The following is a 23,990-nucleotide window of genomic DNA, read 5'->3' as shown; positions in this document are numbered from 1 at the left end:
CCGCGAGGGGCGGGGAGAGAAAGCGGAGGCTGAGATGCCCGGACCGTTCGACGAGGAGACGGGGCTGTTCAAGGTCCTGGTCAACGACGAGGGCCAGTACTCACTGTGGCCCGCGGGCACCGCCGTACCCGGCGGGTGGCTGGTGCGGCTCGACGACGCGCACCGGGACGACTGCGTCGCCTACGTGGAGGAGCACTGGACCGACATGCGGCCCCGCGGTCTGGCGGGCTCCCATGACGCGTGACACCGGCCTCGCCGACACGGTCGTCCTGGACCTCCTCGGCCTGCACGGCTCGCTCGGCTCTCCCGTCATCGAGTCGATGAACTTCCTCAACGAGGTCTCCAGCCGCTTCCCCGACGCGGTCTCCTTCGCCGCGGGACGGCCCTACGAGGGCTTCTTCGACATCGAGGAGGTCCACCGCTACCTGCGCGTCTACCGTGACCACCTGATGGAACGGCTGGGGGACGAGGTCCTGGTCAGGCGCACCATGCTCCAGTACGGCCGCACCAAGGGCGTCATCCACGACCTCGTGGCCAGGAACCTCCTGCTGGACGAGGGCATCGACGTCGACCCCGAGTCGATCGTCGTCACGGTTGGCTGCCAGGAGGCCCTCTACCTCACGGTGCGGGCGCTGCGCCGCGACGGGCGGGACGCTCTGCTGAGCGTCTTCCCGTGCTACGTCGGGGTGGCGGGCGCCGCGGCGCTGGCCGACATGCCGTTGCTGCCCGTCGTCGGCTCCCCGGAGGGGATCGACCTGGACGACCTCGTCGCGGCCGTCCATCGGGCCAGGGCCGACGGGATGCGGCCACGCGCGCTGTACGTGGTCGCCGACTTCGCCAACCCCTCCGGCGTCAGCCTCGGCCGCGCCACCCGTGAGCGCCTGCTCGCCCTGGCAGGGGAGCTCGACCTGCTGATCCTTGAGGACAATCCGTACGGCCTCTTCCACGGCGAGGAGGAGCGGGCGCCGACGCTCAAGGCCCTCGACCCCGGCGGGCGGGTGGTCTACCTCGGTTCGTTCGCCAAGACCGGCATCCCCGGTGCCAGGGTCGGCTACGTCGTGGCCGACCAGCGCGCCGGGAACGGGCTGCTCGCCGACCAACTGGCGAAGATCAAGAGCATGCTGACGGTCAACACCTCACCCATCGCCCAGGCCGTCATCGGCGGCAAACTGCTCGCCAACGGGTGCAGCCTGCGCGCGGCGAACGCCAGGGAGACCCGGGTCTACCAGGGCAACCTCCGGCACATGCTCGACGGGCTGCGCGAACGCTTCCCACCGGAGAGCCGCGTCAGCTGGAACACCCCGGAGGGCGGCTTCTTCGTCGTCCTCGACGTCCCGTTCCCCGCCGACGACGAACTGCTCGAACACTCGGCCCGCGAGCACCGCGTCCTGTGGACGCCCATGCACCACTTCTACGGCGACGGCCTGCCACGACCGCAGATCCGACTGTCGTTCAGCCATCTGACGCCCGACGAGATCACCATCGGCCTCGACCGGCTGGCGCGCTTCGTCGCCCGGCGTTGTGAGGCCCCATAGGGAGGCAAGAGATGACAGTTTTCGAGGAGCTGTCCGTCGACCACGTCGGATTCTCCGTCGCCGATCTGGCGGAGACGACCAGACTCTTCGTCGACCGCTACGGCTTCACCGTCTACGCCCGATCCGAGGAACCCCCCGAGACCGGGGGCGCCCTCACCGTCGCCCTCGGCTGCCAGGACATCAGGCTGGTGCTGACCCAGGCGGGCGACGCCGACCACCCGGCCGCCGCCTACGTGGAACGGCACGGCGACGGGGTCTCCGACATCGCCCTGCGCACCTGCGACGCCGAGGCGGCCTACACCGAGGCCGTACGGCGCGGCGCCCGGCCCGTGACACCGCCGGCCGTACGGGACGGGGTGGTCACCGCCTCGATCGTCGGCTTCGCGGACGTCCTGCACACCTTCGTCCAGCGCCCGCCCACGACCGACCCGCGTGTCCTGCCCGGACTGTTCCCGGCCACCGGGGAACGGCACCCGGCGGGACACGCCGGGCTCGGCACGGTCGACCACTTCGCCGTCTGCCTGGAGGCCGGGCAGCTCGACCCCACGGTCGAGTTCTACGAGACGGCCCTCGACTTTGAGATGGTGTTCACCCAGCGCATCGTCGTCGGACGCCAGGCCATGGACTCGAAGGTGGTGCAGAGCCGTTCCGGCGCGGTGACGCTCACCCTGATCGAACCCGACGTGTCACGCGACCCCGGCCAGATCGACCAGTTCGTCAAGGACCACGGTGGGGCGGGCATCCAGCACGTCGCCTTCACCACCGGCGACATCGTCAGGGCGGTGGGCACGCTGCGGGAGAACGGCATCGAGTTCCTGGGCACCCCCGGCGCCTACTACGACCTGGTGCCGGAGCGGCTGCGGCTGGCCAGGCACTCCCTCGGAGAGCTGCGCGCGCTGAGCATCCTCGTCGACCAGGACCAGGACGGCCAGCTGCTGCAGATCTTCTCCAGGAGCGTCCACCCGCGCGGCACCCTCTTCTTCGAGGTGATCGAACGGGCCGGGGCGCGCACCTTCGGCAGCGGCAACATCAACGCCCTCTACACCGCGGTGGAGATCCAGCGCAACAGGCAGGCCCGGTGAACGCCGGGGACGCGGCGGTGTGCGTCGCGGACGTCGAACGGCTCGCCGGGGACCTCCTGCCGCCGGACATCCGGGACTTCGTCGCCGGGGGAGGCGGAGACGAGTCCGCCCAGGCGGCCAACCGCGCCTGCCTCGACCGGGTGCGCCTGGTGCCCAGGGTGCTGACCTCGGCGGACGGGGCCGACACGGCGGGACGGCTGCTGCACGGCACGGCGGCGATGCCGGTCGCCGTCGCCCCCATGGCCTACCAGCGGCTGTGCCATCCTGACGGCGAGCTCGCCATGGCCCGCGCCGCCGGGAAGGCGGGCGTCCCGTTCACGGCCGCCACGCTGAGCAGCGTCCCGATCGAGGAGATCGCGGCGGTCGCCGGGACACTGTGGTTCCAGCTCTACTGGCTGCGTGACCGGGGGCTCGTGCTCGACCTGCTGGCCAGGGCGGAACGGGCGGGCTGCACGGCGCTGGTGCTGACCGTGGACGTGCCGGTGCCCGCGCGGCGACCGCGCGACATGCGCAACGGGTTCACGCTGCCCGCCTCGGTCGTCGCCGCCAACCTCCCCGAGGGGACGGGGTCGGCCGCGCACGTCCCCATGCCGCACGGGTCGGCCGTCGCCTCCCACACCGGGATCATGTTCGAGAACACGCTCGGCTGGGACGACCTGGCCTGGCTGCGCGGGCACACCGGCCTGCCCGTCGTGCTCAAGGGAGTCCTCGACCCGGGCGACGCCGTACGGGCCGTGGAGGCCGGGGTGAGCGCCGTGGTCGTCTCCAACCACGGCGGTCGTCAGCTGGCCGGGGCCGTACCGTCCATCGTGGCGTTGCCGGGGGTCGTCGAGGCAGTCGCCGGGCGGTGCGAGGTGCTGTTCGACAGCGGGGTCAGGAGCGGCACCGACGTGCTGCGCGCGCTGGCGTACGGCGCGGCCGGCGTGCTGCTCGGCCGTCCCCTGCTGTGGGGGCTGGCGATGGACGGCGAGGCGGGGGCCGGGCTGGTGCTCGACCTGCTGCGCGCCGAGCTGCGTGAGGCCATGCTGCTGACGGGCTGCGCCGACCTCTCCGCCGCCCGGACCCTGGGCACCGTCCTGCTCTGACCGCTCACGCCCCGGGCGGATCCCCGGCGAACGGTGCCATGAACGCGGGCAGCCTCGCCCAGACGTCCGGGGTGTAGAAGTGGCCACCGGGCAGCCTGTCGTGCCGGAAGGCGCTCTCGGCCAGCTCCCGCCACCTTTCGGTCGCCTCGGGCTCGATGACGTCGTCGGCGGCGCCGGTGAGCACCTGCAGGGGAACCCGGGCGCGTGTCCCGGCCCGGTGACGGAAGGAGTCGCGGACCTTGATGTCGGCGCGCATCAGCTCGACCGCCATCTCGCTCAGGTCAGGGTCGTCGAGCACGTGCGCGGGCAGCAGGCCGTTGACGCTCATCCAGTGCAGCAACTGCTCGTCGGTCTCCTCCTGGGCGGGGAACATGTCCCTGGGGCGCAGGCCGCCGCTCGGCGCGTTCGTCGAGGAGATGACGAGCGCCTCGGGGGGCCTGCCGCCGTGCCGTTCGAGCCGGGAGGCGACGTCGAAGGCCATCCAGCCGCCCATGCTGTGCCCGAACAGGACGTACGGCCGGTCGGCGGCGGCGAGCACGGCGGCGGTCGCGTCCTCGGCCAGTTCGTCCCAGTCGGTGGCGAACGCCTCGGCGAAACGGCCCTCCCTGCCGGGGTAGCAGATCGCGGCCAGGGACACATCCTGCGGCACGACGTCGGCCCACCCCAGGTAGGGGCCCGCGCCGCCGCCGCAGAAACCCAGGCAGACGAGTGCCCGCGTCGCCTCGGGCCGGTGCCGGGGGCGCACCACGATGGTGTCCACGCTTTTCCTCTCTCGTGGTCCTCAGCCGTTGCGGTGCAGCGACTCGACGTAGCCGGCCAGGTCGCGCAGGCGCGGATGCCGGTACACCTGCCGGGTCGGCACGACGACGCCGAGGTTCCTGCGTAGCCGCGCGACCACCCGGATGGCCATCAGCGAGTGGCCGCCGAGGGCGAAGAAGTCGTCGTCGGGGCCGATCCCGTCCCGGCCGAGGACCTCCGCCCACACGCCCGCGATCAGCTCCTCGAACTCGCCCCGCGGCGCTTCCCCGGGTTCCGCGGCCCACACGGGCTCGGGGAGGGCGGCCACGTCGAGCTTGCCGTTCGGGGTGAGCGGGAGGCGTTCGACGAGGGCGAAGGCGGAGGGCACCATGAACTCCGGCAGCCCGGCGGCCAGGTGTTCCCGCAGCCGTTCCGGGGAGGGTTCGCGGCCTTCCGCGGGCACCACGTGGGCCACCAGCCGGTCGCCGCGGAGCGTGACGACGGCGCGTGCCACGTCAGGGTGGGCACCGAGGGCGTGCTCGATCTCGCCGGGCTCGATCCGGAAGCCGCGGACCTTCACCTGGCCGTCGGCCCGCCCTGCGAACCGCAGCGTGCCGTCCTCGGCGCGGGAGGCCAGGTCGCCGGTGCGGTACATCCGGGCGCCGGGCGCGGAGAACGGGTCGGCGACGAACCGCTCCGCGGTGAGGGCGGGCCTGCCGACGTAACCGAGGGCCAGGCGGGGGCCCGCGACGTACAGCTCCCCGGTCACGCCGGGCGGCACCGGGCGCAGGGCGTCGTCGAGCACGTGGACGTGGCAGCCGGACAGCGGCCGTCCGATGTGCGGCCCGGCGCCGGTGATCCAGGCGGTGGTGACGTTGACCGTGCACTCCGTTGGGCCGTACAGGTTCAGCCCCTCCACGTGCTCCGAGCCTGCGATCTCCCGCCAGGTCCGTTCGGGTACGGCCTCGCCGCCGAGGAACAGCCGCAGCACACGTCCGTCGGGGCGGGGGGTGAGCAGTTCCTCGCGCAGGGTCTCCCAGTGTGAGGGGGTCAGGTCGAGGTCGGTCACCGCGTGCTCGTCGAGCAGGGCGCGCAGCCGGGCCGGGTCGGTGCGGTCCTGCTCGCCGAGCACGACCAGGGTGTCTCCCCGGCACACCCTGACCCACTGCTGCACGGAGGCGTCGAAGGAGACGCTGGCGTTCCAGGCGACCACCCGGGGACGGTCGGCGTAGGCGCCGAAGCGTTCGAGCGCGGTGACCATGGAGGCCACGGAGCTCCGGGACACCTCGACCCCCTTCGGCCTGCCGGTCGAGCCCGAGGTGTGGATGACGTACGCCGGGGCCGAGGCGGACGGAAGGTCCAAGGCCCCGTCGTTGCCCGAGGTCGCATCCGGGGTGAGGGAACGCGCTCCACCCGCCCACGAGGGACGTTCACCGGTGTGGAGCAGAATCCGCGTCTCCGCGTCCTCGGCCATGAACGCGAGCCGGTCGGCGGGGTAGACGGGATCGAGCGGGACGTAGGCCGCGCCCGCCCGCCACACCGCCAGCAGCGCCACGACCAGGTCGGCGCCCCTGGGCAGGCTCACCCCGACCCGGTGGCCCGGCCCGGCGCCCAGGTCGCGCAGCGCCGCCGCGAGCCGGGCCGTACGGGCGTCGAGTTCGGCGAAGTCGAGCACGGTCTCCCCGTGGCGCACCGCGGGCCGGTCGGGCGCGTGCCGGACCGTGGCGGAGAAACGGCTCAGCAGGTCCCGCTCCTGCCCGCTCACAGCTGACCGGCCGCGGGCTGGACGGTCGGCGCGCAGTCGAGGAGGTCGACGGGCTCGCCCATCGCCACCACGATCCTGCGGTCGCCGCGGAAGGGGTCCCTGCCGTGCGCCGTCAGGACGTTGTCGACGATGAGCAGGTCACCGGGGCGCCACCGTTCGCGTACGGTCGCCGCCTCGTAGGCGGCCCGCAGGTCCTCCAGGTCGTCCCGCGTCAGGGGTTCGCCGTCGCCGAAGGCGGTGTTGAACGGCAGGCCGTCCCGCCCGAACTCCGTCACGAGGACCTCCCTGAGCTCCTCGTCCAGGGACCACTCGTTCCAGAAGGCCAGGTGGTTGAACCAGACCTCCTCCCCGCTGCGCGGGTGCCTGATGACGCCGGGGCGCAGCTGGCTGGTGCGCAGGTTCCCGTCGTCCTGCCACCGGTGGCCGATGAGGTTGTCGGCGCAGTAGCGCTCGACGTCGCCCCTGTCCTGTGCGGAGAAGGCGGTGCGCCAGTCGGTCGAGATGTGCTCGGAGTAGCCGCGTCTCAGCAGCCAGCCGGAGGCCCGGACCTTCTCGGCCAGGGGCGCGGGGACGTTCCGCAGAACCTTCCTGCAGTCGGCGACCGGCGTGGCCCCGCCCTCCTCCGGCGCGGTCAGGCAGGCGAACAGCAGCAGTCCGGGGAAGGTCAGGGTGTAGCTGTTCTCGTTGTGCATCATGATCGGCTGCGAGGGGGGAAGGTCGGTCGAGGAGAAGACCCCGCTGCCGAGGTCGCTGCGCGGCGTCGCCTTCTCCCGGTACGGCGTGTGTCTGGGGATGAGCACGTCCCGCACCCTCGCGAAGTCCTCGACGCCCTTCAGCGGCAGGCCCCGGAGGTGGACGGCACCGTGTTCGGCCAGGGCCGCGCGCAACTCGGGCAGGAGGGCGCTCAGCCGGTCACAGGTCCCGGCGATGTCGTCGGGGCCGGTGAGCCACGCGGACACCGGTTTCCCCTCGGAGACCTCCCAGTCGAGTTCGCCGGTCGTTCCTTCCGGCGTTGATCTCATTTCCGATGTCCTTTCGCGCTCGGTCGGGCCTGGAGAGACCGTGGACATGACGGGAGCGCCGGGCCGGAAAACGAGAGGGGAAGGCCGTTCGCCCCCTGTTGAGATTTACGGACGGCGTCGTCCGCCCGGATGGTCCGTTCAGCCGAGAAACGCGGCGGCCGCGGTGTCGAGTTGTTCGACGATCCAGGATTCGAGGCTGGTCTGCGACTGGCCCGCGACCTCCTGGTAGCGGGCGATGCGGTCGGCGCCCAGCCTGAGTTCGAGTGAGACCCGCTTTCCTTCGGCCTCTGGTTTCTCCTGGCGGAGGGCGGCGAGGTTCCGCCTCAACCGGTTACGTGTCCATCCGTTCCGTTGCGCCTGGTCGAGCCAGTGGTCCTGCTCCTCGGGAGGCAGTGACGCCACCTCCGCGTGGTGCTGGAAGCTCAGCCCGTCGCGTCTGCGGGAGAGGTCGACCCTCCTGGAGACCCAGGCGTAGTTGCGAAGTGTCTGGTAGTCGAGGCCGATGGCCTCGATGGCTTTTCGGTATCTGTCGGTGTAGCGGGACCGGCCGTAGGCGAGCCAGTCGCCGAGACACCATGTGGAAGAGTTGGCGACCGCGGAAATCCGGAAACCGGCCTTCTCCCAGAGCTCGTAGGGCAACTCCGCTGGGATGCGAAGACCGACGGGGGTCACCTGGACGCCTCCGTAGGCGTCGTCGGAACCCCTGTGATGATTCTTTTCTCCGATGGAATTCCTTTTCGGTTGGATCCGGGTCGCGCCTTTCGTTGCACCTGGGCGCCCAGCCAACACGTCCTCCCTGATATGAACAGGCGGAACAATATTTTAACTAATACCAGATTGCCACTCATGTTGTAAAGCTTGGTCAATATCACCGTGAACCTTGTTTTTGAGTGCGCATGCAATGTGGGTTGTGGGGCGGTCTTATTGGCTTCCGACTCAACAGGTAAGCAATCTGGATAATGCTGGATAAGGGCGGAAAAACATTCCGCCCGGCCGTGTGGCCGGGCGGAACGTGTCAGCGAAGGTGCGGTTCCCGGATCACCGGGAGATCACCGGGGAGAGATCACCGCGGGTTGTCGGCGGCCATCCGGTAGGACTTCCCGCCGAAGGTCACGACGAAGTTGGACGGCGTCGCGATGGGCAGGTCGTATCTGAGCTGGACCTCCTTCGACTGCCCCGGGGCGATGCTCTCCCAGGTCGGAACGGTCAGCCGTATCCGATGGAAGTCGCCCTTGAGGCCGCCGACGTTCGGCCCGGTGTGCCCGGTCGAGACCACCGAGAGCGTCCAGCCCGTCTGCTGGGTCATGGTCGCCGGGGCGGAGGTGCCGTAGTCGAACTCGATCGTGGCGCCGCCGGGGATCGTGGTCGTCGAGTTGTTGGTGAACTTGAACTTGGGAGAGATCGGGTAGTTGGCGTCGCCGACCGCGAAGCCGTACAGCTCGGCCTGGACGTTGAGGGTCTCGGTCGGCATCGTCCTGGTGCCGGCCTTCAGGTTCCCGTACGGCGCGGCCGTCTTGAAGGTGTTGTAGATCTTGGTGGTGAGGGTGTCGCCGATGAAGTACTCGCCCTTGCCGCCGTCGCGCTCGGGGTAGTACTTGTAGTCGCCGGCCAGCTCCCAGATCATGATGCCGCCCATGCCCTTGTTGGCCACGTAGTCGGCCTTGGCCTGGATGGACTGGTCGTCCTCGGTGGACAGGTAGACCTTCTTGTCGTTGTTCCACAGCCAGGGGGCGACCATGGAGGAGGAGTACTTACGGACGTAGGTGCCCGAGATGCGGTCGGTCGGGTCGGTGTCCGGGGTGAGGCCGTACTGGGTGATGTAGCTGCCCTGCTTGCCCTCCTGCAGGTTCTTGAAGTGCCAGACCGGGTTGACGCCGGCCGGGACTTCCTTGCCCGCCTTGTCCAGGTCGTGCCAGAGGTTGTCGATGCCGATGGCGCCGTCACCACACGGCACCTTGGAACCGATCTTGCCGCCGGTGCCCTCGGGGCAGTTGTTCTGGTCCGGCAGGTCGGAGGTGCCCCAGAGGCCGTCCGTGCCTCCGGTGACGCGCTGCCATCCCCGGCTGTAGTAGCCGACGCCCAGGTTGATCCGGCCCGCCTGCATCGCGCCTCGCAGGTGGTGGAAGGCCCAGTCGCCGTTCATGTAGCCGATGCCGCTGTAGGTGCCGTAGACGTTCCAGTACTTCATCTCGGCGTCGCTGCCGTCGTCGTAGAGGGCCTGCAGCGGGCCGACGAAGTGGTTCCACGCCCCGTGCAGGTCGTAGGTCATCATGTTGGCGTAGTCGAGGTACGGGGTGACCTGGTAGGTCTCGCTGCCGCGCAGGATCCAGCCGGAGGCGGTGGTCGCCGCGGTGAGCAGGTAGTACTTGCCGTCGGCCGCGGCGGCGGCGTCCAGCTTCTGCCGCAGGGTCTTCATCAGGTTGACGTAGCCCGCCATCAGCGTCGCCCGGCGCGGGTTGGAGAAGCTGAAGTCGTCGGGGTTACCGGCGTTGGGGGCGGAGGTCGCGTACTCGTAGTCGATGTCCACACCGTCGAAGCCGTAGTCCTTCATGAACTTCACGGCCGAGTCGGCGAAGGTGTTGATGCTCGACTGCGAGCTGGCCATCGTGTAGAAGCCGCCGGAGGCCTGCCGGACGCCGTTGTCGTCGATGTAGCCACCGGTCTCGGCCCAGCCGCCGATCGACAGGATCGTCTTGACGTTGGGGTGCTGCTTCTTGAACTTGTTGAGCTGGTTGAAGTGGCCCTTGTAGGAGTAGGCCGGGTCCATCTCGGCCCCGGCGACGCCCGGCCACTCCATGCCGATGGAGGGGTTGTTCGCGCTGGGGGAGCCCACGGAGACCTTGCCCTGCCCGTCGATGTGGGCGAAGGCGTAGTTGATGTGGGTGATCTTGTCCCAGGGGATGTCCTTGGCGAGGTAGGACGGGGAACCGTCCTTGCCGGTGCGCCAGCTGGTGAAGTAGCCCACCACGCGGCGCGGGTGGTCGGCGCCCATCTTCTCGCGCCCGTTGTTGTCGTAGACCGTGCAGTACGGCACGCCGGTCACGCCGGGAGACTGGTAGAGGCCGTCGGGACGGCAGGCCGACTGGTCGGTGGGCAGCTTGTCGGTGCGGCCGGTGACCGTTCCGGAGAAGTCGGACTGGTTGCCGACGGCGTCCTTGGCCCGGACCTTGAAGGTGTACTCGGTGTCCTCGGTCAGGCCGCTGACGGTCGCGGTCGTACCCGGCGGGGTCCCGGTCACGACGGTCGCGGAGGAGTTGCCGTTGTAGACCTCGTAGGAGACGACGCCCTTGTTGTCGGTCGAGGCGCCCCACTGCAGGGTGATGCTGGTGTTCGTCTTGCCGGTCACGGTCGGCGTGCCGGGGGTGGTCGGCGCCTCGGTGTCCGGCTTGTCGGTGCGGGCGGTGACGGTCCCGGAGAAGCCGGACTGGTTGCCCGCTCCGTCCTTGGCGCGGACCTTGAAGGTGTACTCGGTGTCGGCGCTCAGCCCGTTGATCGTGGTGGTCGTGTTCGGCGGCGTCCCCGTCACAGTGGAAGCCGACGAGTCACCGTTGTAGACCTCGTAGGCGGTGACGCCCCTGTTGTCGGTCGAGGCACCCCACTGCAGGGTGATGCTGGTGGTCGTCCTGCCGCTCACGGTCGGCGTGCCGGGGGTGGTCGGCGCCTCGGTGTCGGGGGTGTCGTCCTTGAGGGTGCGGACGGTGGTCGAGGGGGAGGAGGCCGACTCCTGGCCCGCGGTGTCCTTCGCCTTGACGGAGAAGGTGTACTCGGTGTCGGGCGTGAGGCCGTTCACCGTCGCGGAGGTGGTCGCCACCGAGGTGACCTTGGAGGTGCCCTGGTAGACGTCGTAGCCCGCGACGCCCTTGTCGTCGGTCGAGGCGGCCCAGGTCAGGGCGACGCTGTTGGTCGTCGGCGTCGCGACGGGCTTGCCCGGCGCGGTCGGCGGGGTGTCCGGCGGCGGGCCGCCCTCACACGGGTTGCCGTTGATCTTGCAGTTGGCCGGCGGGGTGGTCGGCCCCATGCCGACGAAGCCGAAGCTGTTGCCGCCCGTGCTTCCGCCCGCGGGAACGTTGGCGTTGCCGCTGCCGGGCTTGACGGTCACGTGGCTGCCGCTGATGGTCGGCGTGCCGTTCCACCAGTTGCCGATGGACTGGCCGGAGTTGAGGTCGAATTCGAGGGTCCAGGTGGTCGCCGCCGAGTCGCCGGCGTTCTTCACCTCGTACGTTCCTTGCCACCAGGTACCGCGGTCGGAGGCGGAGAACTTGGCGGTCAGCGATGCCGCGGCGTGCGCGGCGGGCGCACCGACCGCGGCCATTCCCGCCGTTGCGGCCGCGTACATGACCGCAACGGCGACTGCTCTCCATGAACGGAGACGGGACATCGTGCTTCCTCTCTGGCGAAGCAGCTAAAAAGGTGTCCCCCGAGATAGTTCGCGCGCGCGTGTGACCTTCCCGGCGGGCGGGTGAATCCGCTCGTCAGGGAAGCAACAAACAAGAAACCTTCTTATTTAATTCGGGAAGCTACTCGCGCTGACATACACCGTCAACCCTCGGTTTTTCTATATGTCCGGACATATCCATCCGGACACCGGGGATTACGGGCCACGAAGATCCCGTACGGCGCGCGACCGCGGAGGACGGTCCAGAGAGGGCGCGCCGGAGAAGGTCAGAGCAGGCCGTGCCGGGGCGGCAGGGTGCCGTTGAGCAGGTAACGCCCGATGTGCTGCACCTTCCACCTGGCCGGGTCGTGCAGGGTGTGGGTCCTGGCGTCCCGCCAGAAACGGTGCAGGTTGAGGCCGTCCAGCGCGGAGCGGGTTCCGGCCAGCTCGAACAGGGCGCCGCCGATGTCGACCGCGGCGCTCGCGGCGAAGGCCTTGGCGGCGGCCACCGCGATGGACGCCTCGGCCGCGCTTTCCTCGGTGAGCCCGGCCCCCGGCGTGCCCGCGGTGTCCACGGTCCTGGCGGCCGTCGCCAGCAGCGCCTCGGCCGCGCGCAGCTGAACGCCCAGCTCACCGAAGCGCTGGATGAGCAGCGGGTCGTCGGCCGCGCTCTCGTGACCGCTCTCGAACCAGGGCCTGCTCCTGGTGCGGACGAACTCGGCGGCCTCGGCCAGGGCCGCGGCGGCGATCCCCACGTCGATGGCGGTGTGCAGCAGCTGGGCGACCGCGCCGTGCAGCTGCGGCCCCTGGAAGGTCAGGTGGTGCGGCACCACCCGGTCTGCGGGCACCTCGACCCGGTCGAGCTTGACGGTCCCGCTCGCCGTGGTGCGCTGGCCCATGCCGTCCCAGTCGTCGACGACGGTCAGCCCCCGCGCCTCGCGCGGCACGTAGGCGACGTGGAGCGTGTCGTCCTCGGCACGGGCGAGCACCGGGATCCAGTGCGCGAACAGCGCCCCGGTCGAGTAGTGCTTGACGCCGCTGAGCAGGAACGAGCCGTCCGGCGCCGGGACGAGCCTGGTACGGATGTCCTGGACGTGCCTGGTGCCCGCCTCCGACTGGGCGTTGCCGAACCTGCGTCCCGCCAGCACCTCGGCGAAGAAGAACTCCCGCTGCGCCGGGGTGCCCTGGCGGCGCAGGACGTTGACGTAGACGAAGTGGCTCTGCGGGATCTGCGCCAGGCTCGGATCGCCGGAGGCCAGCAGCCGGAAGACCTCGGCCAGTGTCTCGTGGCGGATGTCGGCGCCACCGTGGTCGGCGGGAACGGTGACGCCGAGCAGCCCGCTCGCCGAGAGCCGCTCCACCTCGGCGTGCGGGAGCTTCCTCGCCGAGTCCCGCTCGGAGGCGCCCGCGCGGAACTCGGCGGCCAGCCTCCCGGCCGTCTCCAGCGCCTCGGCGTCGTCGGTGATCACATGAGCGGTCACATGAGCGGTCACGGCGGGATCTCCAGGGGGTCGGTACAGGGAGAACCGGGGCGTGCCCGGTCGTGGCCGTCCGTGTCGGTCACGACCGGGCCCGCGGTCACCGGCGCGGAGGGGTCAGGAGTACCAGGTCGGCTCGGGAATCTCGCCCGTCAGGACGAAACGCCCGACCTCCCGGCGCTTGTAGGCGACCGGGTCGTGCAGGGTGTGGGTGCGGACGTTGCGCCAGAACCGGTCCAGGCCCTCGGCGCTCGTGGTCGCCCGCGCGCCGGTGACCTCGAAGATCCGGCCGGTCACCTCAAGGGAGACCTCGGTCGCCACGGCCTTGGCCGCCGCGACCCGCACCTCGAACTCCCCGCGCGCCGCCTCGGTCACCGCGTCCGGGTCGCCGTGCAGCCTCTCACCCTCCTCGGCGATCCGGTCGGCCAGCGCCTCGGCCGCCCAGAGCCTGGAGGTCAGCTCGCCGTAGGCGTCGATGACGTACGGCTCGTCCACCGCGTTGTCGTGTCCGCCGTGCAGCCAGGAACGGGACCTGGTCCTGGTGTAGGTCGCGGCCGTCTCCAGGGCGCCCGCCGCTATGCCGAGGTAGAGGTTGACGAAGACGAGCTGGATCGTCGGGACGTTGAGGGTGTTGTAGACGCGGGGCTGGAACACCCGGTCCACGAAACCGGCCGCCGAGGCCCAGGGGGTCCGGACGCCGTCGAGGGTGACGCTGCCGCTCTCGGTGAGCCGCTGGCCGATGTTGTCCCAGTCGTCGTGGAAGGTCAGCCCCGGGCTGTCGGAGGGCACGATCGCGAAGATGTGCGTCTGCGTCCCGTCGAGCACCCCTTCCAGGACGGTCACGTCGGAGACCTTGCTGCCCGTCGAGAAGGACTTGCGCCCGGTGAAGACCAGGTCGTCGCCGTCCTCGGTGACGACGACGTCGTTGTCGCGTGGGTTGACCGCGCCGCCGAAGAACCACCGGTTGCGCGCGGCCTCCGCCTCGATGTGCTCCCACTGCTCACGGGTGCCGACCAGCCTGGCCGCCCAGTTCCACAGGTAGTGGTAGCCGAGCAGCTGGCCGACGGAGCCGTCCGCCTTGGAGATCTCACGGACGACGCGGTAGGCGGTCGGCCAGTTCTGGCCCCCGCCCCCGTGCTCGGCGGGCCCGAGCAGGGTGACGAGCCCGGAGTCCTTCAGCAACCGGACCTCGGCGTACGGCGTCGCCGCGGCCTTGTCACGGGCGGCGGCGTCGGTCGAGAGCACGGCGGCCACCTCGGCGGCCCGGTCGATCCAGCCTTGCGGGCTGTCGGGGAAGGGCTCTGTCTGCCAGGCGGAAGGAGTGACGGCGGTCATGACGGACCTCTCGTTCGGGCTGACGGTCGTGGGTTCGCTGTTCCGGGGGGGGGGGGCTGGGGGGGCGGTCGGGTGGCGGCGGGGGCGGGCTCGCGGGCCGTACCGGGCCGGCGGGCCGCCGTGGCGCGCGCCCGCGCCCCCGGCCGCGCCCCGCGCCCGGCGCCCGCGGCCGGGGTGGTGCGGTCAGGAGCCGAGCGTGGCGGGCTCGCTCTCCTTCCCGGGCAGTCGGGACTCCAGCTCGCGCACGAGCGGCAGCACCCGCCTGCCGAAGTACTCGACCTCCTCGTGGTAGTGCAGGAAGCCGAGCAGCAGGAGGTCGACGCCGAGCCGCCGGTAGGCGACGATGCGCTCGGCGACCTGCTCGGGGGTGCCGATCAGGCCGGTGCGGAACCCGTCGTTGTACTGGACCAGGTCCTCGAAGGTCGAGTCCTGCCACATCCCCCTGCCGTCGGCGGTCGAACGGCCCGCCTGCCTGACGGCGTCGCCGAAGTCGCGCACGGCCTCGGTGTCGGCCTTGGCGACGATCTCCCTGAGGGTCTCGCGGGCCTCGGCCTCGGTGTCGCGGGCGATGAGGAAGCCGTTGAGACCGAAGCGGGGCGGGCGGCGCCCCACGCCCTCGGCGGCGGCGCGCACGTCCGCGAGCTGCTCGGTGACGCCGTCGAAGTCCCTGCCGTTGCTGAAGTACCAGTCGGAGACCCGGCCCGCCATGGCGCGGGCGGCGGTGGAGTTGCCGCCCTGGAAGATCTCCGGGTGCGGACGGCCCGCGGAACTCAGCGGCTTCGGCTTGAGGGAGAAGTCGCGGATCCGGTAGAAGTCCCCGGCCAGCTCGGCGTGGTCCTCGGTCCAGATGGCGCGCAGGGCGCGGATGAACTCCTCTGAGCGGCGGTAGCGCTCGTCGTGTTCGAGCCACGGCTCGCCGAGGGCGGTGAACTCGCCCTTGAACCAGCCGCTGACGACGTTCACCGCGAACCGGCCGCCGGAGAGGTGGTCGGCGGTCGCGCCGAACTTGGCCAGCACCCCCGGATGCCACAGGCCGGGGTGGACCGCGGCGATGACCTTCAGCCGCCGGGTGGCCAGCAGCAGGGCCAGGCTGAAGCCGGTCGACTCGTGCTGGTACTCGGCGCCGTAGCCGGCGATGTAGCGGACCTGGCTCAGGGCGTAGTCGAAGCCGTTCTCCTCGGCGAGGACGGCCAGGTCACGGTTGTACTCGTAGCTCCAGTCGGTGCGTTGTTCGATCCGGCTGGTGACCAGGCCGCCGCTGACGTTCGGCACCCAGTAGGCGAATCGCACGGGTTCTGTGGAGGGTGGTGCGGACATCGAAAGGCTCCCGGCACATGGAGGGAGGGCATGACGGAGAAAACCGGGTGGTCGTCGTTCACGGCATGGGGAAATACCGTTCACGACGGACGAGAAAAGGGGGGTCGGGAAATTGGCATGGCAAATTCACATGTGATGCCGTACCGCTTGGAAGGGGAATTCCGAAGGCGGTTGGGAAGAGGGGCGACGCCGTGAACGCCAGGCAGAGAAAGGGGGAAATGCCTGGTGGGAGGGGGTGAGAGGGGGAAGGGCTCTCAGGACTGGGGACGACAGATGGCGCTGGAGACGCGGGCGAGATCGACGTGCCGCCGCCGCGTCAGGGCCTGTCGCTTCGTCATGCGAGTAAGAGTAGCCGAGTCGTCACCGGCAGTCGAGAAGCTGTTTGTTTTTTCTCTCCTGTGTTTTTTGTTAATTTCGGCGAAACACGTGTGACGACCGGGCTCGGGGCGGGGCCGTCACAAGAAGTTGGCGAAGCCGTGTTTGGTCACACGGGCATCGGGTACCGGGGACGGCTGTGGCTGAAGTGGCCGATGTGACAGCCGAAGGAAAGTTTCGTAAACATTCAAGACATGCACGATTTGTGGTCTAGGCTCCAACGCCTGTGTGGGCAAGGAGCGGGCACGGAGCGGGCACAGACCTCCTCCAGCGGCTCCCGTCGGAGGCAGGACCGGCGCGTGCCCATGTCACAGATCGCGTCGCGGACCACGGGTCCGCGATGGATGGGAGCGATGTCGAGTTGATGGACCAGTACACGCCGCGCGGCGGCCTGGACGACGGGGACCACCTCCCCGGTTCGAGGGGGGAACACGTGCTCCAGCTCCTGTTCGCCACCCGCGACAGGGCGAAGAGGTTCTACGAACGCCAGGTCACCGACCGGCTGACGCCGCGGATGAGGGAGTTCGTGGCCCGCCAGGAGATGGTCTTCGTGGGTACGGCCGACGCCTCGGGAAACTGCGACACGACCTTCCGCGCCGGCCCTCCCGGATTCGTCAGGGTCCTCGACGAGACCACGCTCGCCTACCCGGAGTTCCGCGGCAACGGTGTGCTCGCCAGTCTCGGCAACATCATGGAGAACCCGCACCTCAGCCTGCTGTTCGTCGACTTCTTCGAGGAGCTCGTCGGGCTGCACGTCAACGGTTCGGCGACCATCGTCACCGCCTACGACGCGGCCCGCCGCCACGGTCTGGCCGACGAGGACATGACGGCCCCGGGACGCAGGGCCGAGCGCTGGGTCAGGATCGAGGTCGAGGAGGCCTACATCCACTGCTCGAAGCACATCCCGCTGCTGGCCAGGCAGGAACGCGGAGGCAGGCACGGAGCGCGGCGCAGACCGGCGGGGGAGGACCACTTCGGTGTCGGCCGCCGTGGAGAGCGGCCCGTCGAAAGGGAGAGATCCATCGAAAGAGGGCTGCCCGCCGAGAGGGAGTGGCCCGCCGAGAGGGAAAGGGAAAAGGCGGGGAAGCCGGCCGGGTGACGACATGATGATCGACATCGGGCTGATCCGCCACAGCTGGCTGCTCGTCGCCCCCGTGGCCGAGAAGGTCACCATGCACTTCTACGGCAGGCTCTTCTCCGAGTATCCGCAGGTGAGAGAGATGTTCCCGCCCGCGATGGACGTGCAGCGCGACCGTCTGCTCAAGGCGCTGACCCAGGTGGTGCTCAGCCTGGAGAACGGTGAGCCGCTCGACGACTACCTCGGCCAGCTCGCCAGGGACCACCGCAAGTACGGCGTGCGCCCCGAGCACTACCCCGCGCTGGGCCACTGCCTGGTGGCCGCGATGCGGGCCAACGCCCACGGCGCCTGGCTGCCCGCCTACGACGAGGCGTGGATGAACGCCTACCGTTACGTCGCCGAGGTGATGATCCAGGCCGCGGAACAGGACGCCGTCCACGCGCCGCCCTCCTGGATCGGCACGGTCGTCTCGCACGAGATGCGCACCCGGGACATCGCCGTGATCAACGTCGAGCCCGACCAGCCCTACCCCTTCAGGGCGGGTCAGTACGCCACCCTGCAGACCGGGCAGTGGCCCAAGGTGTGGCGGTCGTACTCGATCGCCAACGCGCCCAGGCACGACAACCGCCTGTCCTTCCACGTGCGGGCCGTGCCGGGCGGATGGGTCAGCACGGCGCTGGTCCGGCACACCCAGCCCGGCGACATCGTCCTGATCGGCCCGCCGAGGGGGACGTTCTCGCTGAACGACGCGCGCACCCCGCACCTGGTGTTCCTGGCGGGCGGCACCGGCCTCGCCCCGCTCAAGGCGCTCGTTGAGGAGTCGGCGTGGTCGCCGGAGCGCCCCTCCATCGACCTCTTCCACGGCGTACGGCACAGCTCCGAGGCCTACGACATGCACGACCTGCGGCGCCTGCGGGCGCAGCACAAGCGTCTGCGGATCATCCAGGCCGTCTCCGACGAACCCGAGCACTGGCCGAGGCACACCGCGGTCGACGCCCTCGAATACCACCGGGTCATCCCCGACGGGGACGTCTACGTGTGCGGCTCGCCGGAGATGGTGCGCCACACGACCGCGCGGCTGCTGGCCATGGGGGTGCGCGGTGAGCGCGTGCACAGCGAGTTCAGCGGGGAGGCCCCCAGCTTCGTGCCCTCATGACACACGGTCAAGGGCGGTGAGGGTCGTCTCGCGCGGATAGGGCGACAGCCGTACGGCGTGCTCCCGGTCCAGCTCGCCCGAGGCGACCCGGCGGCAGAGGTCGGCGACGGTGGCGATCTCCGCGCGCTGGGCGACGACGAACCCGCGCCCGACCGGGTCGCCGTGGCCGGGAACGACCGTCGTCGCCGCCGTGGTCCCGGGCAACCCGAGCAGCCCGTCGAGGGCGGCGGGCCACGCCAGGGGAGCGGCGTCCTCGTAGTCGGGCGGCGCGCCGTTCTCCACCAGGTCACCGGCGAAGACCACGTCCGCGTCCGGCACGTGGACCACGAGGTCGTTGCCGGAGTGGCCGGGACCGAAGTGGGCCAGCACGACCCTCCTGCCTCCGGCGACGAGTTCGGCCCCCGAGCTCACCAGGCGGTCGGGCAGCGCGATCTCCGTGCCCGCGATGTCGTCGGCGACGTCGTCCCGCCCCTGGTCGCGATACCACCGCGCCCAGGTGTCCCTGGCCGCCGAACCGTTCGCCACCAGGTCGCCACGGCAGGCCTCGTGCGCCCAGACGGGGCAGTCGAGGAAGGCGCCCGTGCCGAAGCTGTGGTCGAAGTGCGAGTGGGTGATCACCACCGTCCACGGATCCGGGGTGATCCTCCGTACCTCGGCGGCCAGTTCGGCGCCCTGCCGGGCGTCGCCCCGCGTGTCGACCACCAGGCAGCCGCCGTCGCCGAGGACCAGCCCGACGGACAGGTCGAGCTCACTGTGCCGCCGCACCAGCACCCGGTCGGCGACCTCGATCCAACGTCCCTCCACGGACGGCATTCTCCCGTACGGCCCGCGCGGCCGGGCCGTACGGGAGGCTCATTTGTGCAGCATCACCCAGATGCCGAGGGCGACACCGCTCACGACGATCAGGAAACCGGCCACCGCGACGACCCAGCCGAGGGGACGTCCGCCGCCTCCGGCCGAGGTGGGCCGGGCGGCGGCCAGACCGGCCAGGGCGACGGAGAAGACCGCGACGAGCCCCGCGCCACCGGCCAGGGCGGCGACCAGGACCCGCCACAGGGCGTCGAGGTCGAGGTAGGCGTTCATCACACGGCCTCCTTGACCGGGGCGGGGGTGCGTCCGGTCCACTCGTCGTTGACGTTGGCGGCGTTCACCGTGCTGCGGCGGGAGGCGAGGTAGAGACCGAGGCCGCCGAGCAGCGCGAGCAGGAAGACGACGGTCACCCCGCCCGCCCCGCCGATGAGGTCGGCGCCCTTCCACGCGACGGCGCCGACCAGGGCGGCGGCGGGCAGCGTCAGCAGCCACGCGGTGGCCATCTGACCGGCCACGTTCCAGCGCACCTCGGCCAGCCGCTTGCCGAGGCCGGAGCCGATCACCGACCCGGCGCACACGTGCGTCGTGGACAGCGGGAAGCCGAAGTGGGAGGAGGCGAAGATGACCGCCGCCGAGGACCCCTCCGCGGCGAAGCCCTGCGGCGTCTCGATCTCGGTGAGCCCCTTGCCGAGGGTACGGATGATCCGCCAGCCGCCGAGGTAGGTGCCCAGGGCGATGGCGCTCGCACTGCAGACGATCACCCACAGCGGCGGTCCCGCGTCCTTGCCGAGGGTGCCGTTGGCGATCAGGGCGAGGGTGATGATGCCCATGGTCTTCTGGGCGTCGTTGGTGCCGTGGGCGAGCGAGACGAGTGAGGCCGACCCGACCTGGCCGATCCTGAACCCTCTGCCGCGGATGTCCTCGGGAACGTTCCTGGTGATGACGTAGACCAGGAAGGTACCGATGGTCGCGACCAGGATGGCGGCCAGCGGCGCCAGGACGGCGGGGATCAGCACCTTGGAGACGATGCCGACCGCCTTCACGGCCGAGGGGCCCGCGGCGATCAGCGTCGCCCCGACGACTCCGCCGCATTGGCCGTGTCGTGGAATCCGTTGGTGAAGTCGAAGGCCAGGGCGGTGGCCACCACGACTCCCAGCAGTACGGTGTTGGAGTCCATAACAGCTGTATTGACCTTTTAGGCGGCAATGACCCTTAAAGTCCGGCCTTAACTGGAAAATTCATTCTTTATATGCCTGCTTGTCCACGGGTCATGGAGGTCAGCCGCGCAGGTAGGTCACCACGGCCAGGACCCTGCGGTGGTCGTCCTCGGCGGGCGGCAGGTCGAGCTTGGTCAGGATGCTCCCGATGTGCTTGCCGACGGCGGCCTCGGAGATCACCAGCCCCCTGGCGATGGCCGCGTTGGAACGGCCCTCCGCCATCAGGGCCAGCACCTCCCGCTCACGCGGGGAGAGCCTGCCGAGCGGGTCACGGCGGCGGCGCAGCAACTGCCTGACCACCTCAGGGTCGACGACCGTGCCGCCGGAGGCGACGCCGTACAGCGCGTCCACGAACTCCTCGACGTCGCCGACCCGGTCCTTGAGGAGATAGCCGACCCCGGTCCCGTCGCCGGAGTCGAGCAGCTCGCTGGCGTAGGTCTGCTCGACGTACTGGCTCAGCACCAGGACGGGCAGGCGGGGGTCGGCGGCGCGCAGCGCGACCGCGGCCCGCAGTCCCTCGTCGGTGAAGCCGGGCGGCATCCGCACGTCGGTGACCACGACGTCAGGGGTGTGTGCCCGTACCGCCTCGACGAGGCCGTCGGCGTCGCCGACCGAGGCGACCACCCGGTGCCCGAAGCGGGTCAGCAGCCCGGCGAGCCCCTCACGCAGCAGGACGCCGTCCTCGGCGAGGACTATGTCGAGGGGTCGGTCGGTACGCAAGGGATCTCCACACGTAGCAGGGTAGGGCCCCCGGCGGGGCTGGAGAGCATGAGCCTGCCGTCGACGACGGAGACGCGGTCGGCCAGACCGGCCAGGCCGCTGCCCCTGGCGGGGTCGGCGCCGCCCGTGCCGTCGTCGCCGACCTCGACCACCAGGAGGCCGCCGTCGAGACGGCCCTCGACCCGGGCGTGGGCGGCGCCGCTGTGCCTGGCCACGTTGGCCAGTGCCTCGGAGACCACGAAGTAGGCGACCGACTCGACGGCCTCGGGCAGGCGCGGCAGCGTGACCGAGACGTCGACGGGTATCGGCGACCGGTCGGCCACGTCGGCGACGGCGGCGGGCAGGCCCCGGTCGGTGAGGATCTGCGGATGGATGCCCCTGATCAGGTCGCGGATCTCGGCCAGGGCCAGTTTCGCCTGGCCGTGGGCCCGCGCGACCAGCTCGGCGGTCTCCTCGCCCTCCGTCAGCCTGGCCATGCCGAGCGTCATGGTCAGCGCGACCAGCCGTTGCTGCGCGCCGTCGTGCAGGTCGCGTTCGATCCGGCGCCGCTCCGACTCGAAGGCCGCGACCAGCCGGGTCCTCGACCGGGTGATCTCGGCGAGCCGCCGTCCCGCGTCGATCTCCTTCGGCGACAGCATCGCCCTGGCCAGCGCGCCGTGGGCCAGGGCGAGCAGCGTCAGCGGGTACAGGGCCAGCAGGAGCCAGAGCGAGCCGATGGCGAGCGCGGCCATCGCCGACAGGTCGTTGTCGACCAGCCAGAACCTCAGCACCCTGACGTCTCCCGTCTGCGAGCGCAGGGCGGGGGTCAGGACCATCGTGGCGGGCATGCCCAGGCCGAAGGTCACCGCCAGCAGCTCGATCGGCCACAGCACCGTGACCATCAGGACCAGATAGCCGAGCTCCCGCCAGGTGGCCTGTTCCCGCAGCCGCAACCGCAGCCACGCGACGACCCCCGAGGACTCCGCGGCGCGGTGCGGGGTCGGGGCCGGGTCCGGGTCGATGATCCGCAGCCTGCGGCGTTCGAGCGCGGCCACGGGTATGCCGCCGAGGGCGAGCACGAGCAGTAGCGGCACGCCGATCAGCACCGCGGCCAGGACGGTCCCGGTGAACAGGCCCAGCAGGAAGACCACCAGGACGACCTCGCCGACGAGCACGCCGGTGACCAGGTAGGCGAGCGAGCGCCACGGCCAGGAGGTCAGCACCAGGTCCCACCGGGTGAGGGCCCGCCACGCCGCCGATGACTGCATCCGACGACACTACGTCCCCGGAGCGGAGGCCCCCAGGAGAGCAACCCCACTTATAGGGGTATAGCCAGATATACCCGGAAAACTAGGCTTTGGCGTCCTGTGTCCACGACCCCGGCGACGGTGTCATGGGGGCCATGAACCAGACAGCCGTACGCCCGGACCTGCGGGCCTTCATGTCGGCCGCGCTGCGCAGACAGCACGTCGTCGGCGCGATCGCGCCGAGTTCCCCCGTCCTGGGCAGGGCGCTCAGCGCGGTGGTCCCCACGGGGAACGCGTCGGTCGTGGTCGAGCTTGGCCCCGGCACCGGCCCGATCAGCGAGGTCATCCACGCACGGCTGGCCCCCGGCTCCCGCCACCTGGCCGTCGAGATCGACCCCGACCTCGCCGCGCACCTGCGCAGGACCAGGCCGTGGATGGAGACCCTGTACGGCGACGCCGCCGACCTGGGCACCCTGCTGGCCAAGGCGGGGGTCGAGCGGGTGGACGCGGTCGTCAGCACGCTGCCGTGGTCGTTCTTCCCCGGCGACGTGCAGGAGCGCATCCTCGGCCAGATCAGCGGGGCCCTCGCCCCGGGCGGGGCGTTCACGACCGTGACCTACCTGCACGCGCTGCCGCTGGCCGGGGCGAGGGCGCTGCGCCGGCGGCTGCGCGCGGTCTTCGACGAGGTGCTGATCACCGGGCCCGTCTGGCGGAACATCCCGCCGGGGATCGCGTACGTGTGCCGCAGGCCGGTCGACGCGGCCCCCTGAACGTCAGGCCAGCACGCGGCCGACCATCCGGGCGTACATCCGCCCCGGGCTGGGCACCGAGGGCGGGTTGAGGAAGCCGGGAAGCATCGGCGGGTTCACGGCGAAGGGCTGCAGCCGTTCGTAGAGGACGTCGGCCCCTGGGGGACGCCGTTCGGGGTCCTTCTCCAGCAGGTCCTGGATCAGCCGGTTCAGCTCGGCGGGGACGCCGCCGACGGGGGGCGGGCGCTCCTTCACCTGGCGCTCGAACACGGCGTACTCCGTCGGGCCGGTGAACAACTGCTCGCCCGTCAGCATCTCGTGGATCACGCAGCCCAGGGCGTACAGGTCGCTGCGGGGCCCGACGATCCCGCTCTGGATCTGCTCGGGGGCCATGTAGGCGGGTGTCCCGAGGATCTGCCCAACCCGGGTGAACTGGGCCGAACCGGTCTCACGGAGCACGGCCAGCCCGAAGTCCAGCACCTTGACGCTGCCGTCGGGGCAGAGCATCAGATTGGTCGGCTTGAGGTCGCGGTGGTAGATGCTCAGCGCGTGGGCCGCGACCAGCACCGCGCAGGCCTGCGCGGCTATCGTGGCGGCCCAGGGAACCGGCAGCGGGCCGTGCTCGCTGAGCAGGTCGGCCACGGTGACGCCCGCGATGAACTGCATCACCTGGAACAGCCGGTGGTCGAAGGTGCCGAAGTCGTACAGGACGGGCGCGCCGGGATGCTCCAGCCTGGCCAGGATGCGCGCCTCACGCAGGAAGCGCCGCTTCATCTCCTCGTCGGGACCCGTGACGAGCCGCAGGAACTTCACGGCGACCCTGCGGTCGAGATGCCTGTCGTGCCCCGCGTAGACGGCGCTCATGCCGCCCTGGCCGAGCGGGAGGTCGTCGAGCACGTACCGGTCGCCGATGACCATCCGGTCCTC

Annotated in this window: 22 protein-coding genes; 7 read left to right on the top strand and 15 right to left on the bottom strand. The window is 70.6% G+C overall.

Annotation, left to right across the window (positions count from 1 at the left end):
• Window positions 1–34: 34 nt before the first annotated feature.
• From ACIBVQ_RS06915 to ACIBVQ_RS06900, 4 genes are read left to right on the top strand one after another with little or no spacing between them, the layout of a single operon-like run.
• Window positions 35–244 carry an MbtH family protein gene (locus ACIBVQ_RS06915; protein ID WP_399176121.1) on the top strand — a complete coding sequence of 70 codons (210 nt, stop codon included), beginning with the start codon at window positions 35–37 and terminating at the stop codon, window positions 242–244.
• Window positions 234–1,535 carry a PLP-dependent aminotransferase family protein gene (locus ACIBVQ_RS06910; RefSeq protein ID WP_399176119.1) on the top strand — a complete coding sequence of 434 codons (1,302 nt, stop codon included), beginning with the start codon at window positions 234–236 and terminating at the stop codon, window positions 1,533–1,535. The genes ACIBVQ_RS06915 and ACIBVQ_RS06910 overlap by 11 nt, the downstream gene beginning before the upstream one ends.
• A gap of 11 nt (window positions 1,536–1,546) precedes the next feature.
• Window positions 1,547–2,617, top strand: a complete 1,071-nt coding sequence (gene hppD / locus ACIBVQ_RS06905) for a 4-hydroxyphenylpyruvate dioxygenase (RefSeq protein WP_352009751.1) — start codon at window positions 1,547–1,549, stop codon at window positions 2,615–2,617.
• Complete coding sequence (locus ACIBVQ_RS06900) at window positions 2,614–3,702, top strand: alpha-hydroxy acid oxidase (RefSeq protein ID WP_399176117.1); 1,089 nt, start codon at window positions 2,614–2,616, stop codon at window positions 3,700–3,702. Before hppD ends, ACIBVQ_RS06900 begins: the two co-directional genes overlap by 4 nt.
• Before the next feature lie 4 nt (window positions 3,703–3,706).
• On the opposite strand, the gene ACIBVQ_RS06895 is transcribed toward ACIBVQ_RS06900, so the two are convergent.
• The 9 genes from ACIBVQ_RS06895 to ACIBVQ_RS06855 form a co-directional block, all read right to left on the bottom strand.
• Entirely contained in the window at window positions 3,707–4,462 is a 756-nt protein-coding gene (locus ACIBVQ_RS06895; protein ID WP_362909962.1) for an alpha/beta fold hydrolase, read from the bottom strand.
• A gap of 21 nt (window positions 4,463–4,483) precedes the next feature.
• A complete protein-coding gene (locus ACIBVQ_RS06890; RefSeq protein ID WP_399176115.1) occupies window positions 4,484–6,205 on the bottom strand; it encodes an amino acid adenylation domain-containing protein in 1,722 nt (573 codons plus the stop codon).
• Window positions 6,202–7,227 carry a TauD/TfdA family dioxygenase gene (locus ACIBVQ_RS06885; RefSeq protein ID WP_362909958.1) on the bottom strand — a complete coding sequence of 342 codons (1,026 nt, stop codon included), beginning with the start codon at window positions 7,225–7,227 and terminating at the stop codon, window positions 6,202–6,204. The genes ACIBVQ_RS06890 and ACIBVQ_RS06885 overlap by 4 nt, the downstream gene beginning before the upstream one ends.
• A gap of 138 nt (window positions 7,228–7,365) precedes the next feature.
• Window positions 7,366–7,899 carry an LmbU family transcriptional regulator gene (locus ACIBVQ_RS06880; protein WP_352009746.1) on the bottom strand — a complete coding sequence of 178 codons (534 nt, stop codon included), beginning with the start codon at window positions 7,897–7,899 and terminating at the stop codon, window positions 7,366–7,368.
• 391 nt (window positions 7,900–8,290) lie between these two features.
• Window positions 8,291–11,563: a chitinase C-terminal domain-containing protein gene (locus ACIBVQ_RS06875; RefSeq protein WP_352009745.1), complete on the bottom strand. Its 3,273-nt coding sequence runs from the start codon at window positions 11,561–11,563 to the stop codon at window positions 8,291–8,293.
• 326 nt (window positions 11,564–11,889) lie between these two features.
• The gene (locus tag ACIBVQ_RS06870) at window positions 11,890–13,095 is read right to left on the bottom strand and encodes an SfnB family sulfur acquisition oxidoreductase (RefSeq protein ID WP_399176112.1); all 1,206 of its coding nucleotides are present in this window, start codon (window positions 13,093–13,095) and stop codon (window positions 11,890–11,892) included.
• Between the two features lie 102 nt (window positions 13,096–13,197).
• The gene (locus ACIBVQ_RS06865) at window positions 13,198–14,415 is read right to left on the bottom strand and encodes an acyl-CoA dehydrogenase family protein (RefSeq protein WP_399176110.1); all 1,218 of its coding nucleotides are present in this window, start codon (window positions 14,413–14,415) and stop codon (window positions 13,198–13,200) included.
• A 183-nt stretch (window positions 14,416–14,598) separates the two neighbouring features.
• Window positions 14,599–15,732, bottom strand: coding sequence for a dimethylsulfone monooxygenase SfnG (sfnG, locus tag ACIBVQ_RS06860; RefSeq protein ID WP_399176107.1), 1,134 nt, complete (start codon window positions 15,730–15,732; stop codon window positions 14,599–14,601).
• Window positions 15,733–15,986: 254 nt separating this feature from the next.
• Window positions 15,987–16,070: a putative leader peptide gene (locus ACIBVQ_RS06855; protein WP_352001415.1), complete on the bottom strand. Its 84-nt coding sequence runs from the start codon at window positions 16,068–16,070 to the stop codon at window positions 15,987–15,989.
• 401 nt (window positions 16,071–16,471) lie between these two features.
• Between ACIBVQ_RS06855 and ACIBVQ_RS06850 the strand changes: the two genes are divergently transcribed.
• Both ACIBVQ_RS06850 and ACIBVQ_RS06845 read left to right on the top strand, forming a co-directional pair.
• Window positions 16,472–17,206 (top strand): pyridoxamine 5'-phosphate oxidase family protein, encoded by a 735-nt coding sequence (locus tag ACIBVQ_RS06850; RefSeq protein ID WP_399176672.1) that lies wholly within the window; start codon window positions 16,472–16,474, stop codon window positions 17,204–17,206.
• A 4-nt stretch (window positions 17,207–17,210) separates the two neighbouring features.
• Window positions 17,211–18,341 carry a globin domain-containing protein gene (locus ACIBVQ_RS06845; protein ID WP_399176105.1) on the top strand — a complete coding sequence of 377 codons (1,131 nt, stop codon included), beginning with the start codon at window positions 17,211–17,213 and terminating at the stop codon, window positions 18,339–18,341.
• Here ACIBVQ_RS06845 and ACIBVQ_RS06840 read toward each other — a convergent pair.
• The 5 genes from ACIBVQ_RS06840 to ACIBVQ_RS06820 all read right to left on the bottom strand — a co-directional run bounded on the left by ACIBVQ_RS06840 (window position 18,336) and on the right by ACIBVQ_RS06820 (window position 22,335).
• Entirely contained in the window at window positions 18,336–19,154 is an 819-nt protein-coding gene (locus ACIBVQ_RS06840) for an MBL fold metallo-hydrolase (RefSeq protein ID WP_399176103.1), read from the bottom strand. The genes ACIBVQ_RS06845 and ACIBVQ_RS06840 overlap by 6 nt on opposite strands.
• 39 nt (window positions 19,155–19,193) lie before the next feature.
• Window positions 19,194–19,424 (bottom strand): hypothetical protein, encoded by a 231-nt coding sequence (locus ACIBVQ_RS06835; protein WP_399176101.1) that lies wholly within the window; start codon window positions 19,422–19,424, stop codon window positions 19,194–19,196.
• The gene (locus tag ACIBVQ_RS06830) at window positions 19,424–20,194 is read right to left on the bottom strand and encodes an anion permease (protein WP_399176099.1); all 771 of its coding nucleotides are present in this window, start codon (window positions 20,192–20,194) and stop codon (window positions 19,424–19,426) included. The genes ACIBVQ_RS06835 and ACIBVQ_RS06830 overlap by 1 nt, the downstream gene beginning before the upstream one ends.
• A 234-nt stretch (window positions 20,195–20,428) precedes the next feature.
• Complete coding sequence (locus tag ACIBVQ_RS06825; RefSeq protein WP_399176097.1) at window positions 20,429–21,088, bottom strand: response regulator; 660 nt, start codon at window positions 21,086–21,088, stop codon at window positions 20,429–20,431.
• The gene (locus ACIBVQ_RS06820) at window positions 21,061–22,335 is read right to left on the bottom strand and encodes a sensor domain-containing protein (protein WP_352009735.1); all 1,275 of its coding nucleotides are present in this window, start codon (window positions 22,333–22,335) and stop codon (window positions 21,061–21,063) included. Before ACIBVQ_RS06820 ends, ACIBVQ_RS06825 begins: the two co-directional genes overlap by 28 nt.
• A gap of 134 nt (window positions 22,336–22,469) precedes the next feature.
• On the opposite strand from ACIBVQ_RS06820, the gene ACIBVQ_RS06815 reads away from it, so the two are divergent.
• Complete coding sequence (locus tag ACIBVQ_RS06815) at window positions 22,470–23,084, top strand: NAD-binding protein (RefSeq protein ID WP_352009734.1); 615 nt, start codon at window positions 22,470–22,472, stop codon at window positions 23,082–23,084.
• A 3-nt stretch (window positions 23,085–23,087) separates the two neighbouring features.
• Here the strand turns inward: ACIBVQ_RS06815 and ACIBVQ_RS06810 are convergent, their stop codons facing one another.
• Complete coding sequence (locus ACIBVQ_RS06810; RefSeq protein WP_362909941.1) at window positions 23,088–23,981, bottom strand: serine/threonine-protein kinase; 894 nt, start codon at window positions 23,979–23,981, stop codon at window positions 23,088–23,090.
• Window positions 23,982–23,990: the final 9 nt, after the last annotated feature.

The sequence above is a fragment of the Streptosporangium sp. NPDC049376 genome (genome assembly GCF_044466505.1).
Classification (GTDB): domain Bacteria; phylum Actinomycetota; class Actinomycetes; order Streptosporangiales; family Streptosporangiaceae; genus Streptosporangium.
This window is presented reverse-complemented; position numbering and strand designations above follow the sequence as displayed.